Raw genomic sequence first — 17239 nt, 5'->3', positions numbered from 1 at the left:
GTTTATATAACTGTACCCAAAGGCTGCCCGAAAATTTTAGTTTTGGGTAGCCTTTTTACTTTATAGCTTAATTCCGGATGAAAGCTAATAAGGGAGATACGCTTAAAAACTATAAAGAAGGAGCATGGGGATGTTCCAAAAGTTAGTTACTTTCGAGACAGCTCCAAGGCAACGAAGTAGATGTGTCGTATATTTTCAAAAGTCAGAGGGGTTGTACTTTTCATGATACACCCGCTCATACAAAAACCGTTTATCCTCTTCGAAAAGATCTTCGAACACAAAGCCGAGTACAGCACAGTTGCTTTTTGGAAGAAAATGGGAAAATAGACTTCGCCCTTTGCTATGAATGGTACGGTGAGGAAAATGCAGCACAAACTGAAGCGATTGCCGTTTCCCGATTGAAACTGCATAGCGGTCTTTGCATCCGCAGATGAGTATCTTACTGTCTATAAACAATACATACAGCCCGCTTGATGAATATGGGTTAAACATCATAAACGTTTGCCGTTCAAACTCGTGCAGGCGGTATAAAAAAAGCGGGAACATATTCCGCGTTATTGTTTTTTCTGCCGTATATTGTGCGGCCGTTTGATAAGCCGATGGTAAAAAATCGGTGAAGGCAGGCAAATACAGATCAGTATGGATAATCGAATCGAGGGGAAAATGTTCGTGTTCATGCGCGGTAATCGGAGAGTTATCCGGTATATGAATTTCTGCAAAAACATTGTTTTTTTGCTGTCCATCGGGGTCGTATTTATATGCAATATCGGGTAACGCTATAGAGCAGCTGCCGTTATGTGCATAAACAGTTGTATGAAAGACAATGCTTCGTTTTTTATGATCAAAAAAAACGGATGTTTTTTTCCCGATGAATTCAGGCAGTGGTTGAAAATAGAGCTTACTGTTTTTTATCGTATAGGAGCCGGACGGCAACATATAAAAGAGCGCTCCCGATTGTAGAAGAAGCGGCGGGAACTCCTGTAAGAATGATTCAATGATATAGTCATATTCAATTCGTGAGAGCGGAATCTGCATATTCTGCCCCCTTAAAATCGATATAAGAAATTTTCCATGCGGTATCTTCTTTTACTGCGCCGAATTCCAGCATAATAAACAGCGGCTGTTCGTCATCGGAAAAAAAGTCTGGAACCTCAGCGATATTCTCCGGCTGTTCTTCGATACCTTCCTCGATAGCTTTAGTACCTGCGGTATTTTCCATACTTTTGGTATTTTCGATAGGAAGAGCGTCCGGTTCCGGCTCTCCAGTCTGTACAATTGCATTCTGTTGTACAGCTGCATCTTGTTGTGTAATCGCATCCTGCTGTAAAGATGAACCTGGGCTTATCGCCGTATCATGCGGTACAGCGGTCTCTTTGCTTTCATTGCTAACTTCATCACTCACTTCCGCTGCTGCCGGTTTTACAGTCAGCCGCATCAGTATTATTGCACTGCCATCCTGTTTGAATGATGGGCGTCCGTAAAACGCATAAGAAAAATCAGGAAAATGTTCTATCATAAAACGACCGAGATGAGATAAAAATGCTTTTTGTGTACTAAAAAAGGCATCATCAATCGATTTTGAAACAATTGCTGCTGTGATTTTATCACAAAAGGCGAGGACATCTTCGGGAATATTTTGATAATCCAGTATCCCAAGCTGCGGCAATGAAGGAAGAATATCGCCGTCATCGATAGTATCTGCATACGGAACAGGCCGGTCGCCTTCAATAGTATACGGTTCGGGAAGGGGCGGAATAACCAAATCATCTCCCAATGCTTCCCATTGAATAGAGTCAAAATATGCCTTATTTTGATCCCGTAGAGATTCCGAACAGAGCGGCAGTAGTATCAATAAAAAAAATGCCCCGAACCATTTTTTTCGCACTATTTTATATCTCCTCCCATACCATCCATATCTTCCAACGATAATCCGTAGCACTCCCCGTCCCTATCGGAATTATACGGTTCAATATGGATCACAATATCATACACATTCCCAAGTGCATTTCTAATAGCGAGCGAAGTTTTTTCGGCAATACTGTGCGCTTCACTTACCGGCATGGAGCCGTCAACCTCGATATCCAAATCGATATCCCACAAATTCGCCATTTTGCGTATCCGCGCCCGATGCGGGTTTTTAACCTCCGGGATGGTTGCTACGGCGCTAAAAAGCTGTTCGTAAAGCTGCTTATTGGTATTGCCGTCCATCAATTCAACATTGAGTTCAATAAAGAGCGTAATGGCCGATTTGATAATCAGGCATGAAACGAGCAATGCAACAAGCGGGTCAAAATACGGTGCATGGAATAACAGAGAAATAACAAAGCCGACAAGTACCGATGATGATATAACAATATCATTTACCATATTGCGTGCATTGGCGAGTATCATCAAGCTTTGGGCTTTTTTACCGAGGAGATATTGATTAAGCGCGAGGAGAAGCTTACCGGCAATAGACACCGTCGTTACGATTATCGCAATGCGCTGCGGCATCGGAAGCAGCTCGCCTTTATATACCTGTATCAGTTTATTGATTGAGGCGATAAAGAGCTGGATGCCGGCGAACATAATGATAAACGCCAATACCATAGAGGCAATGGTTTCGGCACGCTGCCGTCCCCACGGATAGCGGGAGTCCGACGGCTTATTGATGATAAAGCTGACGAGCACTGCCATCACGGCAATACCGACATCGGTTGCCGTATCGATGCCGTCTCCCAACACTGCAAGACTGCCGGTTATAAGACCTACGGCGAGCTTCATTATGCAGAGAAACAGATTACCCCCGAGTGCAATAAAAGAAGCTGTGCGTACAATCTTGGTGCGTGTATCCTGCATAAGCGTATTTTGATCGGTCGATTGCATTTAGTCGTAAAACTCTTTAATTGTGTCCGCAATATATTGGATATGTTCTTTTGTTATCCAATAGTGTGTTGCCAATCGGAAATACCCGTTGCGGTCGCAAGGATTGATCAAAATATTTTTTCCATGCATATATTCGACAAAGGCTTCCGTATCCAATTGTGCATCTGCGCTATTTTTGAAAAACAAAAAGTTAATGTCCCTGCGGTCATGCGCAATCTCTATTTTATCGATATCGTTTAAGAGCTTTTCCAACATTCCCGCATTCTGATGGTCGGTATCAAGGCGGTACCGCATCTCTTTTAAGGCGATTAAGCCCGCAGCGGCAAGGATACCCACCTGACGCAAACCGCCGCCCATAATTTTGCGGTTCCGGCGGGCTTGGTCGATAAATTTACGGCTTCCCGCTAAAATAGAGCCGACCGGTGCGCATAAGCCCTTGGAAAGGCAGAACATAACCGAATCCGCATGCTGCGTCAGTTCCTTCGCTTCAATACCTAAGGAAACCGCCGCGTTAAAAAGACGCGCGCCGTCAAGGTGAATGGGAATATGATAGCGGTTTGCACATCGCCTTACCTGCTCCATCTGCTCTACCGAAAACACTTTTCCGTTTGAGTGCGCATTTTCCAGACAGATGAGACTGGTTTCCGGTTCATGAATATCATCCCCGATGCGTACACGCGGTTCAATTGCTTCCGGCGAAAGAATAGAACCGTGAGCATCGATCGTCCGCAGTTGTACGCCTGCAATAATACTCGCGGCTCCGCTTTCGTGCTGTACGATATGACATTGATCGTCTAAAATGACCTCACTGCCGCGGGGACAATGCGTGAAAAGCGCCAACTGGTTTCCGAATACGCCGGACGGTACGAAGAGCGCTGCCTCTTTTGCCGTAATACTTGCCGCATATTGTTCCAGTTCCTTAACGGTAGGATCATCTTCGTACACATCATCGCCGACCGGAGCCTTTGCCATAGCTTCCCGCATTGCTTCGGTTGGCCACGTAACGGTATCGCTGCGTAAATCAATGTATTTCATATATCCAAGTGTATCCCATAAGCCCTTCCAATGCAATACAGGACATCTCTAAAAAACTTACGGTTTTTAGAGGTTTTTCTTAGATGTAATTTGCGATGCTGAACCTCAGCTACGCATCAGACACTTTTCCGCACGCCTTGATCGGGGAGAGCTGCGAGTGCGGCGGCGAGCGGCTGTCGTGTAACGGGATCATGGTAGTCAGGATACAGTTCCAATAATGGGATGAGTGCAAAGGCTCGCCGGTGTACGGCAGGGTGCGGGATGATAAGCGGAGGATTATCGAGCTTAACGATTTGGCTCCCAAAAAAGAGAATATCGATGTCGAGTGTACGAGGGCCTTTTGGAATCTCAATTTCACGGTTTCTGCCGTAGTCCGCTTCGATCCGTTGCAGAGTTTTAAGCAACGAGGCGGGACTCCCTGCATAGTGTCCCGATACAACCATGTTGTAAAAATCATCCTGATCGAGATAATCCTGCGGCTTTGTGATATAGACGGATGAGGTACGGATATCATTTAAAAATGACGCGAACCGTTTAATTGCTTCTGCAAGGATTGTTTTTGAATCTCCGCGGTTGGACCCAAGTCCCAATATGATTGTTTCCATATCTAAAATTTTCGGCCTCTTTACAAAAGACTTGTATATTTTTATAGTATCGATAGCATTTTGTATAGGAGATACTATGAGTAAATTTTTGGCGGATGCCTCTTTTTGGGAGCTTTTTCCTCAAGCGCAGCTCGGTGTGGTGCTGTTAAAAGGTATAGATAATAGCGGCGAAAGTGTCCGCGATATAAAGGTATTACTTTCACGAAGCAATGCCGATGCGGAAAAATTTTTGGTAAAAAACGTATTCAGTGAGAATCCCGTAATCGCGATTTGGCGTGATGCGTATCGTAAGTTTAAAACAAAGAAGGGCGTTCGATGCAGTATCGAAGCGCTGTTGAAGCGGGTAGAAAAACAGAATCCCGTTTCGTATATCAATCCGCTGGTAGATATTTACAATGCCGCATCATTGCAATTCGGCTTGCCGTGCGGAGCGGAAGACAGCGATACCTTTGACGGTGATTTAATCCTCGGTGTTACAAAGGGCGGCGACGATTTTTTTGCGCTCGGCGATGAGGAACATAGCCAAACACTGGAAGGTGAGTTGTGCTACCGTGATAATAAAGGCGCCATCTGCCGCTGTTTTAATTGGCGTGATGGGCAGCGCACAATGATTACCGAAAACACAAAAAATGCGTTTATCATCATGGAAAACCTTGATCCTGCCCGCTTGGAAGACTTAAAAGCCGCATTGGCGCTTATCGGAGAGTATGCTCAAAAGTACCTCGGTGCAGCTGTTACAACCGAAATTTTAACGCAATCAAATCCTTCTATCGAACTATAATTCTATCTTACTATAAATAATAAGAACACCGGTTAGTCTATTTTTTTTGGCTGATCGGTGTTTTTTTATCGTTTTCCTATTTACTAAATAATAAAATATCGTTATAATACTATCTATAAAATAAAAGAGGATTAGACTATCCGTTTAAGATACAGTTACAAAACGGTACAACATAACGCCTCTTTTAATGAATAGGAGTATAAATTATGAAGTACGCAACATTCAGTATCCCGCCTAAGATTGTACACGGAGTGGGTGCCTTGGAATTTCTTTCCACATTGGAAGGGAAAAAAGCGGCTATCGTTACCGGTGGAAGCTCGATGAAAAAATTCGGCTTTATCGATGAAGCGAAGGGCTATCTGGAAAAAGCCGGTATGGAAGTAGCGGTTATCGACGGCGTAGAGCCTGATCCTTCCGTTAAGACCTGTAAAGAAGGCGGCGCAAAGATGGCAGCCTTTAATCCCGATTGGATTATCGCATTAGGCGGCGGTTCTGCAATGGATGCTGCAAAAATCATGTGGGTGTACTACGAATACCCCGGCTATAACTTTGACGATTTAGCCGCCTTCAAATTCCCCAAGCTGCGTACAAAAGCAAAGCTGGTTGGTATCCCGTCAACATCCGGAACTGCTTCCGAAATTACCGCATTCTCCGTTATTACCGACACGGAAAAAAATATCAAGTATCCGCTCGTAAGCCCTGATATTATCCCCGATATTGCGATTGTCGATGATAGAATCCCCGCAAAAATGCCGCCGCTGGTAACGGCTCAAACCGGTATGGACGTTATGACCCATGCTATCGAAGCCTTCGTGTCTACCGCTCACGACGATTACACCGATCCTTATGCACTTGAGGCGATCCGGCTGGTGTTCGACTATCTTGAGCGGGCCGTCGCAAACGGAAACGATATGGAAGCACGCGGAAAAATGCACACGGCATCAACGGTTGCCGGTATTGCATTCAGCAATTGCTCGCTTGGTATCGTTCACTCGATGGCGCATAAGATTGGCGGTGAGTTCCATCTGACGCATGGTGAGGCAAACGCAATTATGCTTCCGTATATTATCAACTATAATAGAAAAGAAACCGACCGGTACAGCAAGCTGGAAGGGGCTTTAGGTATTGATAATATCGCAAATGCAGTCTCTGCCTTGAACCGGAAAGTTGGTATTACCCGCACCATACAGGAAGGCAAGAATACCGTTATTCCAGAAGATAAGTTCCTCAAGGTATTGGATTTGATGAGCGAAAGAGCCTTTAACGATGCCTGTACGCTGACCAATCCGCGCAAAACCTCTCCTGCCGATATTAAGAAGATTTATCTTGCAGCTTATTACGGCAAAGATATTGATTTTTAACAATATAACCATTTCATAAGATAAAACGCCCTTGCTGCCCTCATCGGTAGCAGGGCTTTCTTTTATGCATAGGATGTTGTTTACGTTGCAATGTGCTTCTCTTCTGATTCTACAACCTCTTTTACCGTTCTTACATAAACAATTTTTATCTGTTCATGTGTTATTCTTTCCCTTAACATCCCCCTCTCTTGACATTTATTACTTAATAAACTAGTATACTAGTTACATAGTATACTAAAGGAGGAGAGCATGAAATATGATACCGATATACCGATTTATGTTCAAATTATCGAAAAAATAAAAAACGATATATTGAACGGTACATTGGTACCGAGTGAAAAACTTCCTTCCATTCAAGAAATGGCGGTGATGATGGAAGTGAATCAAAACACCGTTTCACGGGCATATAAGGACTGTGAATCGCTCGGCATTATCGAAACAAAACGAGGCATCGGCTCATTTGTCATTGATAATCAAGACTTGATCAGCCGGCTGCGTACTGAAAAAGTTACGTGTATCACCAAGGCATTTATCCATGACTTGGAAAGCCTCGGCTATTCACGGGCTGAAATTATTGAACTGATAAAAAATTCAGCTACAACGCAGGCTGCACAGGAGGTTACCCCATGAGTATTATTTTACAAGCGGATTCACTGAAGAAATCTTATTTTACTAAACCGGTACTAAAAGATATTTCGTTAGAAATACAGGATGGTTCGATACTCGGCTTACTTGGTCCCAATGGTTCGGGCAAAACGACCTTTTTAAAAATTATTGCAGGGCTCCTGCACGCAAGCTCAGGGGAGATCAGGATATGCGGTGAAACTGTCGGTCTTGCAACAAAAGCTATGGTCTCTTTTTTACCCGACAGGAATTGTCTCTATCCTAAAATGACTGCGTTGGATGCCATTCAATTTTATCGAGATTTTTTTGAGGACTTTGATCGGAATAAGGCTTTGGAACTGCTCAGTTTTATGCAGCTTGATCCAAACCAAAGTATTAAAACAATGTCAAAGGGCATGATCGAAAAAATGAATCTGACGCTTACTTTTTCCCGTGCAGCAAAGCTCTTTGTTCTTGATGAACCGCTCGGCGGAACCGATCCAGTCGCCCGTGAAAAAATTATTAAGACAATTATTAAAACATGGACGGAAAATAGCGCCATTATTATCAGTACGCATCTGGTAACCGATGTTGAACACGTCTTTACCGATGTTGCATTTTTACGGGAAGGAACGATCGCCCTATCCGGTGATGCAGAGCAGCTGCGGGAATCGCACCAAAAATCAATTTATCAGCTCTATCTCGAAATTTTCGGTTAAGACGGCTCTTGAGTTTACGGAGGTTTATATGAAGCAGATTTTTAAATACATCTTTTTACAGCGGAAACAAAGTATTCTCCTTCACTGTGCCCTTATGGCATGTATGAGTGGGGTTGAACTCTTGTTCCTTACCATGACAAACGATGTAACAAACGGTTTTTATCATTTCTGGTTTGTGCTAACCATGTTAGCGTTAGCGGTTATTCCGCTTTCATCCTTTATCCGGTGCAGCAGCGGCTATGGGCGCTCATTGCTATTCACCGATGAAAGTTATCTTATGCTCACGCTGCCGGTACGTACTGAATGGATAGTGCTTGGCAGAATGCTATGCGGACTTGTAGAATTTTGTATATACGCGATTGCCGCACTGATCCTTTTTGTGATAGTGATGCTGTTTTGGATTATCCATTATATGGGATTCCACTTCCGAGATTTATTCCAGCTTAATATCGAGCTTTTAAACACGATACTAGTCAAAAATATTCCGGGATATATTGTGCTGCTGTTTCTGTTTATTGCAGGATTTATTTTGATCGGAAATATAACCCTTGCTGTTCAAACTATTGTGCGGTCTTTTAACATTAGACGTATGCGTGCCCTCTGGACAGTAGGAGGTATCTTGTTATTTATGGGTATGCTTTCATTTATTGGAACGATTGAAACAGGAGCAGCCGCAATGTTGGGCGAAATATTTACCATTAACATTTACGGAATACACCATTATGCCGGAACGTTTACCTATCCTACTACTACGGTACATGTACCGGTAGTATCCATTCTGCTTTCTATCGCTTTCGGTATCGGATGCTTTTTTCTTTCGGTCTGGCTTTTAAAAAAGAAGGTAGAAGTGTAAGAGGGAACCGCTAAAAACTTCAAGTTTTTGGACAGTTTCCTTAGATTTAGATGCGATGTTACTACTAAAACCACTGCCATCCATGTCCGTTTTGCAAAGCTGCCACGGATGGCAGTGGAACTAGGCAGAAACAAGTTTTCGCAAGAAAACTTGCAGTCAAGAAATTGACATGGAGATCAATTTCTTGACGTTGACTTAATTTTAAACTCGTTATCAGCTATGCTGATGAGGGATGGCGAAAAAGTAACCAACTTTTGAGACATCCCCTTGTGTTCAGCGAAGTACATGGACGTACTTCGCTGAACAAGCAAAAAAGCAGACGGCGTGTATATCTTCAAAAGGACTGCCCCAGCGCTTCCTTTTCCGCTTCCAGTTCACGCAAGCGGGCTTCCAATTCAGCTTCTTTTTCGCGCTTACACAAGGGACATTCAAAATGCTCCCCGTCGATATATCCGTGCTTGGGGCAAATGGAGAAAGTCGGTGATATGGAAAAATACGGGATACGGTAGTGGGATGCAACCGCTTTAACCAAATCGCGGCACGCCTGCCAATCTTTAATCGATTCTCCTAAAAAGATATGGAATACCGTACCGCCGGTATATTTACGCTGCAACGCTTCCTGATGATCGAGCGCTTCAAACACATCGGCGGTGTACGAAACCGGCAGCTGGCTTGAATTGGTATAGTAGGGATCGCGCTCCCCTGAGGTGATAATATCGGGGAACTGCTGTTTGTCGTGCCGTGCAAGCCGGTACGAGGTGCTTTCGGCGGGGGTTGCTTCAAGGTTAAAGAGGTCGCCCGTCTGCTCCTGAAAATCCGCGAGCCGCTTACGGATATGAGTCAGCACTTTTTCGGCAAAAGCTTTACCGGTTTCGCTCACGATAGTTTCTCCGAGGAAGTTAAGGCAGGATTCGTTCATGCCGCAAATTCCGATGGTAGAAAAGTGATTGTTTAAGTGCTGGAGATACCGGCGCGTATACGGGAAAAGTCCTCCCTCCAGCAGCCGCTGAATCACCTTGCGCTTAATCTGCAAGCTGGTTTTAGCAAGCTCCATCAGATAGTCGAGGCGGTCAAAGTATTCTTTTTCCGTGCGCGCAAGGTAGCCGATTTGCGGCATATTGATGGTAACAACGCCGATGGATCCGGTAAATTCGTCGGAGCCGAAAAGACCGCCGCCCCGCTTCCTCAGTTCGCGTTTATCCAGCTGCAAACGGCAACACATAGAGCGGACATCGCTCGGGTTAAGATCAGAATTGATAAAATTCTGAAAATACGGCGTCCCGTACTTTGCCGTCATCTCGAAAAGGAGAGCGGCGTTCGGGCTATCCCACTTAAAATCCTCGGTAATATTGTAGGTCGGAATGGGATACTGAAAGCCGCGACCTGCCGCATCGCCTTCCAGCATCAGCTCGATAAAGAGCTTATTGATCATATCCATTTCCGCTTGGCAATCACCGTAGGTAAAATCGGTTTCCTTTCCGCCGACCACCGCCTTTTTATCGGCAAGGTCTTTAGGGCATGTCCAGTCGAGTGTGATATTGGTAAACGGCGCTTGGCTTCCCCACCGGCTCGGCGTGTTAACCCCGTAGATAAAGCTTTGCAGGCACTGTTTTACACTCTTTTCGTCCATCTTGTCGGCTTTTACAAAGGGTGCGAGATAGGTGTCGAAAGAGCTGAATGCTTGCGCCCCCGCCCATTCATTTTGCATAATGCCGAGAAAGTTCACAATTTGCTGAATAAGGGTAGAAAGGTGGCGTGCAGGCTTCGACGTAATCTTGTCGGGAACGCCGCCCAAGCCCTCTTGAATGAGCTGCCGGAGCGACCATCCCGCACAATAGCCCGAAAACATCGAAAGGTCATGGATGTGGAAGGCGGCTGTCTGATGCGCTTCGGCGATTGCCGGCGTGTAGATATTTTTAAGCCAGTAATTCGCCGTTATCGTGCCGGAGTTATGCAGGATGAGTCCGCCGAGCGAAAAATTGACATTGGCATTCTCGTTGACCCGCCAATCGCTTTTGCTCAAGTAACCGTTCATCGTTTTGTCGATATCGATCATCAGCCGTTCCGCATCGCGGACAGCTTCCCGTTTTGCACGGTAGAGGATAAATGCCTTTGCGATGCGTGCTTCATTGCGTTCGATCAAAACATTTTCAATAATATCCTGAATTTCTTCGATTGCCGGAATCGAATGTGCATGGCGCGAAGCCATCAACTCCGTCAACTTTTCTTCTACTGCAACCGTCAATAAATCAGCTTTTTCTTCATCTACGGAACCGGTAACCGCTTCAATCGCTTTTTGAATTGCTATCTTTATTTTATTTCGATTAAAAACTTCAATATCGCCTGACCGCTTTACCACCGAGCGTAATATCGGTTTTGTTTCTATTGTTGTATCGCCCAAAAAGGCTGTCCATTCAGGAAATACTGCTTGATCCATCTGCTTCCTCCCCATATTTGACATATCGGAACCTCTAAAAACTTGAGTTTTTAGAGATGCCCATGTATTTTTTGTACTTCGTTGATAAACTCATCAAGGTTATTGAATTTCTTATATACCGATGCAAACCGGATATACGCTACTTTATCTACAGTGTATAAACGGGCAAGTACCATTTCACCCAGCTCGGTACTCTTGATTTCTTTAGCGCTCTTACTATTCATAACCGCTGCATCTTCAATATCGCTGACGATGTTTTCAATCTCGTTCATCGAAACGGGACGTTTTTCCAGTGAACGTTCGATGCCGCGTTCCAATTTTGCGCGGTCGAATGGCTCTCTCCGGCCGTTTCGTTTAACCACCATCAGCGGTTTTTCTTCTATCCGCTCATAGCTGGTAAAGCGGTATCCGCAACTGAGGCACTCTCGTCTCCGCCTGATACAATCGCCTTGCCCGAGCGTTCGGGACTCTACCACTTTGTCGTCAACACTTCCGCAATACGGACAGCGCATATCTTCTCCCTTAAATCAATTTATAATTAATTTTTAATTATAAATTGTGAATTATGAATCGGTATACTTTAACCGGCAAAAAATGCTGTGAGAGTTTCCCACTGCCGTTCAAGCGCTGTATTACGTGCCGGAAAAATGGCGACTGTTTTCTTTTCTCCGGTACGTAAACACAGCACGCATTTTATGAACGGTGTTTTAAAAATCCCTTTGGTAAAGCGCTCCGTTTCGGCCTTTTCGATATCGGAAAAAAGGTGTTGCGTACGCAAAATAAAAAAAATAAGACCGACCCGATACTCTACCGTCTGTTCCGTACAGTTAAAACTCCACCGGTCTATATAGCATAGCACAAACAGCGAAAAACATCCCAGTATAATTCCCAAAATCGGCAGCTGATGCCGTTCATTATACATCAGAACAGAGGCTGCACTGATACACAGCAGCATCACCGCATATCCTACCCGTGTTCCGGGAGAAAGGAGCGAAAAGGTGAAAATATTGCTTCGTTTTTTTTCAGGTAACAACGGTTTATCCATGGTTACGCTTCCGATTATATCGAGCTAAAAGACCGATACCGATAAGACCGCCTGCAATCATCATAAAGCAAAAGATTTGTCCGGTAGAAATATTTTTGAACGAGCTAAAAAGATAGATATTTGCCTCGTCCGCTGCAATCCGGAAGCCCAGCTCATAATCGGGCTGCCGAAAGTATTCGATAAAAAAACGGACAACACCGTAACCGATGGTATAGAAGCAAAATAAAAAGCCGTTAAACGGTTTTTTATTGCGCACCAGCCATACCGCAATCCAGAGGAGTACTCCTTCAAACAGCGCTTCGTACAGCTGGCTCGGATGGCGGGGAAGGTTGATATACTGCGCTCCTTCCTGTATGGCGACTCCTGCTTTTGCTGCAAACTCTTGTACCCACGCTTCTTTGACCGGAAAGCAATCGTGCAGGGGAACCGACGGAAAGATCATGCCGATGGGACTTGTTGTGATGCGCCCATAGAGTTCGCCGTTGAAAAAGTTTCCGAGCCTTCCGAATGTGTAGCCGAGCGGTATGCCTGCTGCTGCGGTATCCGCCCAAGCGAAGAAGTCCTGTTTATGCCGTTTTGTCCACAGAAAGGCGCCCAAGAAGCATCCGATAAACCCCCCGTGATACGACATTCCCTGTAAGCCCGTCCATTGCCGCGCTTCGGAGAACGGCCAAAAGATCAACCACGGTTTTTGCCAATAAAGCCATGTCGGTTCATATACCAGCGTTGCAAAAATGCGGGCGCCGAGCATCAGCCCGAACAGAGACCATGTAAAAAAGTCGATGATATCTTCATTCGTGATAGGCTTTTCGCTTTTTGTATATCGTTGTAACTCACCTTTTTTAACCTGTACCTTAAACAGCACGAAAGCTATCGCAAAGGCAACGAGGTACATAAACCCGTACCAGCGTAAAAGGGGGAAGCCCGGAATAATCTCCGGTTTTATCCACGACGGATATTGAATAGCACAAATCATAAAAACACCTCTTATTCCGCCGTAAAGTCGATTTTATCTTCAATTTGATTACAGACTATTCTGCCCTGTTTTGAATCGAAGGTGAATATGACATGAGAAGCCGGTTCTCGTACTTCGTAATATCTACCATGACTTTCTAAAATAACGCCGGGGTACACGGTGCCGGTTACCTTCACCTCCGAGGGAATATGCGATTCAAAATTCTCTTTCAGCTTAAAAATCTTTATGCCGAGAGATGTATTTGATTTAAGCAAGATGACTTTTTGTTCCCGCAGTTCTTGGATACGGTCAGCCGGGGTTTCCGTATCGCTTAACTCCGCTTCTATGCGAGCAAGCTCCAGCAGGTTTTCCTGCGTCTGTTTTTCGTATACCTCGATTTTATCTTTTATGAGGTAGTCTTGCCCGAAAGAAATAATCGTGCGGACGGTTTTGTAATCACCTAAATTGCGCACATTGATACCGTGTGCAGCATGGGCGTTTCCCCCGATAAAACTACCCGGTTCTCCGTTCATAATGAGTTGACCGTTTGTTTTAACAACGCAGCGGAAACTGTATTCATTGATATAGATATTACCGCCTGCGAACAACCGTGCGGTTTCGGCAAAATGGAGTGCCATCGTGTTCTTTGCCCACACCGTACCGCGGCTTTCTCCGCGTATGCCGCCGTTCATTAAAAGCGATTCTTTGGTATACACCAGCGATACACCTGCATCTCCGTTGACGGTTAAACTGCCGCCTGCCTTTACGCTGCGGTCTGCATCTATGTCCCCATTGATAATCACATCACCCGCAAAGATAATGTCGCCGGTTTCTTTATTCACATCAGTGTCGATAATTTTTGAATTCAGTATCTTGAGCCTTTCACCGGTGCGTATCAATTCTCCGTGTACAGCCGCTACGAATGAAACTTTTTTTCCTTGCTTGATAACACGGATCGTGTTATCGGTTTGAGGCAGATTTAATGGTACGGCCTTATCGATTTCTATAGTAGTACCGAATACGTCGGATCCTTTCTCGCCGGTTTCCTGAAAGAATGTTTCCAACAGGGTTTCTCCCCGTTTTACCGAAACACTGTTGGAATGCCCGAAATGTACCTTCCAGTCAAATTGGTACGAATGCGGGGCGACCGGCTGTATGCCTCTGCTGACGGTAAATTCAACCGGCGCAGAGGAAAGCCGTGCTTCGTAAATAGCGTCCCTCAGTATTTTGTCGGTATATCGATCAGGCGGTAGGTTTACCTCGTCCAAGGCTTTTTTTAAGCGGGAAAGTGAAAGGCGTGCACCGGCTCCTCTTCCCGATTCGAGGATGAGCGATGCTTCCATGTTGTCGGCACTGATAACAGCTTTGACCGTGGCATCTTTATACGGGATAATACGCAGCTTGAGCCCGTCGGAACTTTCCGCCGATAAAAGAATACCGTTACAACCGGCTTTTAGTTCGTCGTTGGTTTGCGTGATATTTCGTAAATCAAGTACAAAGGGGTCATTGCCCGGTAAGCCCGGAATAGTATTTCCATAAATATCCGCTCCGCTTGTTCCGAGTTCCGATTTTGAAAATTCGTACAGCAGATCGTGTTTTGCGACGATGGAAAGAGCTTGCGCTTCGGATAGCGGAAAGTCTTTGTCGTATATCATCTGCGGTTGCTCACGGGCTGTTCCTACCGCATGGAGCAGTTTTTTACGGAACAGGAGATCTTCTGCCTCGTCCAACTTTGTAATATGCGAAATAAGAGATCGATCTTTTCCTCGTCCGGGGAGTGTGCCTTCTGCGATGACAAGTTCAATTTCACGGTCGGATGCTTCGACAAAAGCATTTATTTTTTCGTCTAGCGTTTTAAAATCGATGTTTGCAATTTGGCTGTTATTCAGCATTGTCGTAATCAGTTTTTTATCAATACTGTGCGGTTCGTTTTTTGCTTTCCGTATATAGAGTGTCGCCTTGGTTTTATTCGGATCGATAATAAGCCGTGTATCAAAGGATGAATCAAGTTCGATTTCGAGAGGAAGCGGTAATGTCGTTCCATACAATATTTTATCGAAGTAACGTTCAAACTGTTGCGCGTTGATGAGGTTTTCGGTAGATACCCCTACTTTTTTAGCCTGTTCTACTATTTCTTCATAGCTAGGGAACACGCAATCCTCTTTATTGTCTACGTCGCTGACGGAAAAATACCACTTTTTATTTCTTTCGTTTTGTTTTATCGTCCACTTCATATCATACCGCTTATATACGATACCCTTGTTCAAGGGCTGTTTTTATTTTCCGCTTTAACAAAGCATTTTCTTTCTTTAAAACGGAAATCTCATATTGCTGACTCTTGAGCATTTCGGCAATATCACTCATTGATAATGCATCACTGCCGATAAGATCTTCGATATAACCCATTTTTGAGCGGAAGTCGGTTTCAGCCTCTAATTCGGCAGACTGAAACGTTTCATCGGTATATTCGGCGTAATCTGCCGCATTTTGAAAGGTTTCGGTTTCGGACTGTAGAATTTTGTCGGCAATGCGGTAGATTGCCTGAGAAATCATCGCATGTGGTTTGTATAGGATGACGGGTAAACGCGATGCAAGCGCCGTATCCTGTATTGTATCTCGGTAAATAACGCCGAGGTGTTCAAGATTGATATTGAGGTATTCCTGACATGAACGGCGGATCTTTAAGGCTTTGTCGGCATCTTTCGGGTCATCGAGCATATTCATAATAAGCCGGGGCTTAAATTTCCGCAGATTGGATAAAAAAAGTTCGGTGTTTTTAGGATCGACTTTTTCCAGCTCGGTGATGATGCGGGGAATATACATTCGCTGCATAGATGCGGAATCCGACTTGAGCTTCTCAAGGTATTTAAAACCGGGGCTGTTTCGCTTAAAGGCTCCGTAGAGCATACGGAATACGACATTTTTTAGGAAAAGATATGCGTTCAGTATTGCGGTAACCGACGGCGCAGTAACGACAATGCCCTGAGGGGAAAGTAAAAAGAAATCCAGAATACCGAGGTGCGTTCCTGCACCGAGATCAAGGATCAGGTAGTCTGCATCCATTTTAAGCATATTTTTGATTAAGCTGTTTTTATCGGAGGCTTTTAAGGCTGCGAAGCCGGGAATTTCGGAGTCGCCCGGAACAAAACGAACATTCGGATACCCCGTATTTACAATAATATTTTCAAATGACGAATTTCCCGACAGAAAAGTACCGATTCCGTGCGCATTCGATTGCTGTCCAAGGACTAAGTGAAGATTTGATGCGCCTAAATCCAGATCGGCAACCAGAACGTTTTTTCCTGCTTGTCCGAGTGCAATTGCAAGATTCGCGGAAAGAAGACTTTTTCCGACCCCTCCCTTTCCGCTAGCAATCGGTATTATTTGCATAATACACACTCCCTTTTATAAATGAATAAAACAACAGCACCGTATCAGCTGGGAAGAAAAAAAGTACTTCCTTTGAAAAATTGAGACTGCCGCTGCTCTGTGCCGAGTTAAAGACAATCCCTATTATAGCAAATCCCTGTTGAAAAATATAGAGGAATTCCGCGCAAACAGCGGTTAATTTGAACAATGCAACCGCATAAAGCGCCCAGTGAAAGTCTTTTTCGTTTAACGCGAGCATCAGCCACAAAAGTACCGGCATACAGAGCGCCGCAAGTGCGCTATACTTAAAGAAAGTCATCCCTTGGGGATAGCCGACAGAAAAGACAGCGATATAAAAAACTTTTATTATTTCGTACACAAAAGCGGCACAATAGGCAGCAACCGTTTTCTTGTTCATCTAATAGAGTGTATGCGCTAGATTACGTTAGGTCAAGGGCTATTATCAAGGCGCACGTAATACAAAAGCTCCTTCAAAGGGGAGCGGCGTGTCCAAACTGCAACAGGCTTGAACGTTAGTGGAAGCGTGGGGCTTAAGTTTCGGCTTAAGTCCCTGTTTTTATAGACTCAGTACAAATCACCTGTTTTACGGG

General features: G+C 44.6%; 17 protein-coding genes. 5 read left to right on the top strand and 12 right to left on the bottom strand.

Annotation, left to right across the window (positions count from 1 at the left end; all coding sequences use genetic code 11):
* Positions 1-195: 195 nt before the first annotated feature.
* The 5 genes from ABK01_RS06905 to folK form a co-directional block, all read right to left on the bottom strand.
* On the bottom strand, positions 196-1035 hold the full coding sequence (locus ABK01_RS06905) for a hypothetical protein (protein WP_212564823.1): 840 nt from the start codon (positions 1033-1035) through the stop codon (positions 196-198).
* Positions 1010-1885 (bottom strand): hypothetical protein, encoded by an 876-nt coding sequence (locus tag ABK01_RS06900; RefSeq protein ID WP_253675096.1) that lies wholly within the window; start codon positions 1883-1885, stop codon positions 1010-1012. Before ABK01_RS06900 ends, ABK01_RS06905 begins: the two co-directional genes overlap by 26 nt.
* The gene (locus tag ABK01_RS06895) at positions 1885-2865 is read right to left on the bottom strand and encodes a cation diffusion facilitator family transporter (protein WP_253675095.1); all 981 of its coding nucleotides are present in this window, start codon (positions 2863-2865) and stop codon (positions 1885-1887) included. Before ABK01_RS06895 ends, ABK01_RS06900 begins: the two co-directional genes overlap by 1 nt.
* On the bottom strand, positions 2866-3900 hold the full coding sequence (ltaE, locus tag ABK01_RS06890) for a low-specificity L-threonine aldolase (protein WP_253675094.1): 1035 nt from the start codon (positions 3898-3900) through the stop codon (positions 2866-2868). It abuts the gene before it with no gap.
* A gap of 116 nt (positions 3901-4016) precedes the next feature.
* Complete coding sequence (gene folK / locus ABK01_RS06885; protein ID WP_212564827.1) at positions 4017-4505, bottom strand: 2-amino-4-hydroxy-6-hydroxymethyldihydropteridine diphosphokinase; 489 nt, start codon at positions 4503-4505, stop codon at positions 4017-4019.
* A 76-nt stretch (positions 4506-4581) separates the two neighbouring features.
* On the opposite strand from folK, the gene ABK01_RS06880 reads away from it, so the two are divergent.
* The 5 genes from ABK01_RS06880 (at position 4582) to ABK01_RS06860 (ending at position 8822) form a co-directional block, all read left to right on the top strand.
* The gene (locus ABK01_RS06880; protein ID WP_253675093.1) at positions 4582-5286 is read left to right on the top strand and encodes a B3/B4 domain-containing protein; all 705 of its coding nucleotides are present in this window, start codon (positions 4582-4584) and stop codon (positions 5284-5286) included.
* A 206-nt stretch (positions 5287-5492) separates the two neighbouring features.
* Entirely contained in the window at positions 5493-6647 is a 1155-nt protein-coding gene (locus ABK01_RS06875; RefSeq protein WP_253675092.1) for an iron-containing alcohol dehydrogenase, read from the top strand.
* Between the two features lie 249 nt (positions 6648-6896).
* Positions 6897-7277, top strand: a complete 381-nt coding sequence (locus ABK01_RS06870; protein WP_212564830.1) for a GntR family transcriptional regulator — start codon at positions 6897-6899, stop codon at positions 7275-7277.
* A complete protein-coding gene (locus tag ABK01_RS06865; RefSeq protein ID WP_212564831.1) occupies positions 7274-7969 on the top strand; it encodes an ABC transporter ATP-binding protein in 696 nt (231 codons plus the stop codon). Before ABK01_RS06870 ends, ABK01_RS06865 begins: the two co-directional genes overlap by 4 nt.
* A 28-nt stretch (positions 7970-7997) precedes the next feature.
* On the top strand, positions 7998-8822 hold the full coding sequence (locus tag ABK01_RS06860; RefSeq protein ID WP_253675091.1) for a hypothetical protein: 825 nt from the start codon (positions 7998-8000) through the stop codon (positions 8820-8822).
* A 334-nt stretch (positions 8823-9156) separates the two neighbouring features.
* Here ABK01_RS06860 and ABK01_RS06855 read toward each other — a convergent pair whose 3' ends face one another.
* From ABK01_RS06855 to ABK01_RS06825, 7 genes are all read right to left on the bottom strand, one after another.
* Positions 9157-11259 (bottom strand): ribonucleoside triphosphate reductase, encoded by a 2103-nt coding sequence (locus tag ABK01_RS06855; RefSeq protein ID WP_253675090.1) that lies wholly within the window; start codon positions 11257-11259, stop codon positions 9157-9159.
* Positions 11260-11309: 50 nt separating this feature from the next.
* Positions 11310-11771 (bottom strand): transcriptional regulator NrdR, encoded by a 462-nt coding sequence (gene nrdR / locus ABK01_RS06850; protein ID WP_253675089.1) that lies wholly within the window; start codon positions 11769-11771, stop codon positions 11310-11312.
* Between the two features lie 68 nt (positions 11772-11839).
* Positions 11840-12304, bottom strand: a complete 465-nt coding sequence (locus tag ABK01_RS06845) for a hypothetical protein (RefSeq protein ID WP_253675088.1) — start codon at positions 12302-12304, stop codon at positions 11840-11842.
* Positions 12297-13280, bottom strand: coding sequence for a prolipoprotein diacylglyceryl transferase (gene lgt, locus ABK01_RS06840; RefSeq protein WP_253675087.1), 984 nt, complete (start codon positions 13278-13280; stop codon positions 12297-12299). Before lgt ends, ABK01_RS06845 begins: the two co-directional genes overlap by 8 nt.
* Positions 13281-13291: 11 nt before the next feature.
* Complete coding sequence (locus ABK01_RS06835) at positions 13292-15493, bottom strand: FapA family protein (protein ID WP_016523474.1); 2202 nt, start codon at positions 15491-15493, stop codon at positions 13292-13294.
* Between the two features lie 10 nt (positions 15494-15503).
* Positions 15504-16649: a nucleotide-binding protein gene (locus ABK01_RS06830; protein ID WP_016523475.1), complete on the bottom strand. Its 1146-nt coding sequence runs from the start codon at positions 16647-16649 to the stop codon at positions 15504-15506.
* Complete coding sequence (locus ABK01_RS06825; protein ID WP_206181570.1) at positions 16627-17046, bottom strand: hypothetical protein; 420 nt, start codon at positions 17044-17046, stop codon at positions 16627-16629. Before ABK01_RS06825 ends, ABK01_RS06830 begins: the two co-directional genes overlap by 23 nt.
* Positions 17047-17239 lie beyond the last annotated feature (193 nt).

The sequence above is a fragment of the Treponema sp. OMZ 305 genome (assembly GCF_024181325.1).
Lineage (GTDB): Bacteria > Spirochaetota > Spirochaetia > Treponematales > Treponemataceae > Treponema.
This window is presented reverse-complemented; position numbering and strand designations above follow the sequence as displayed.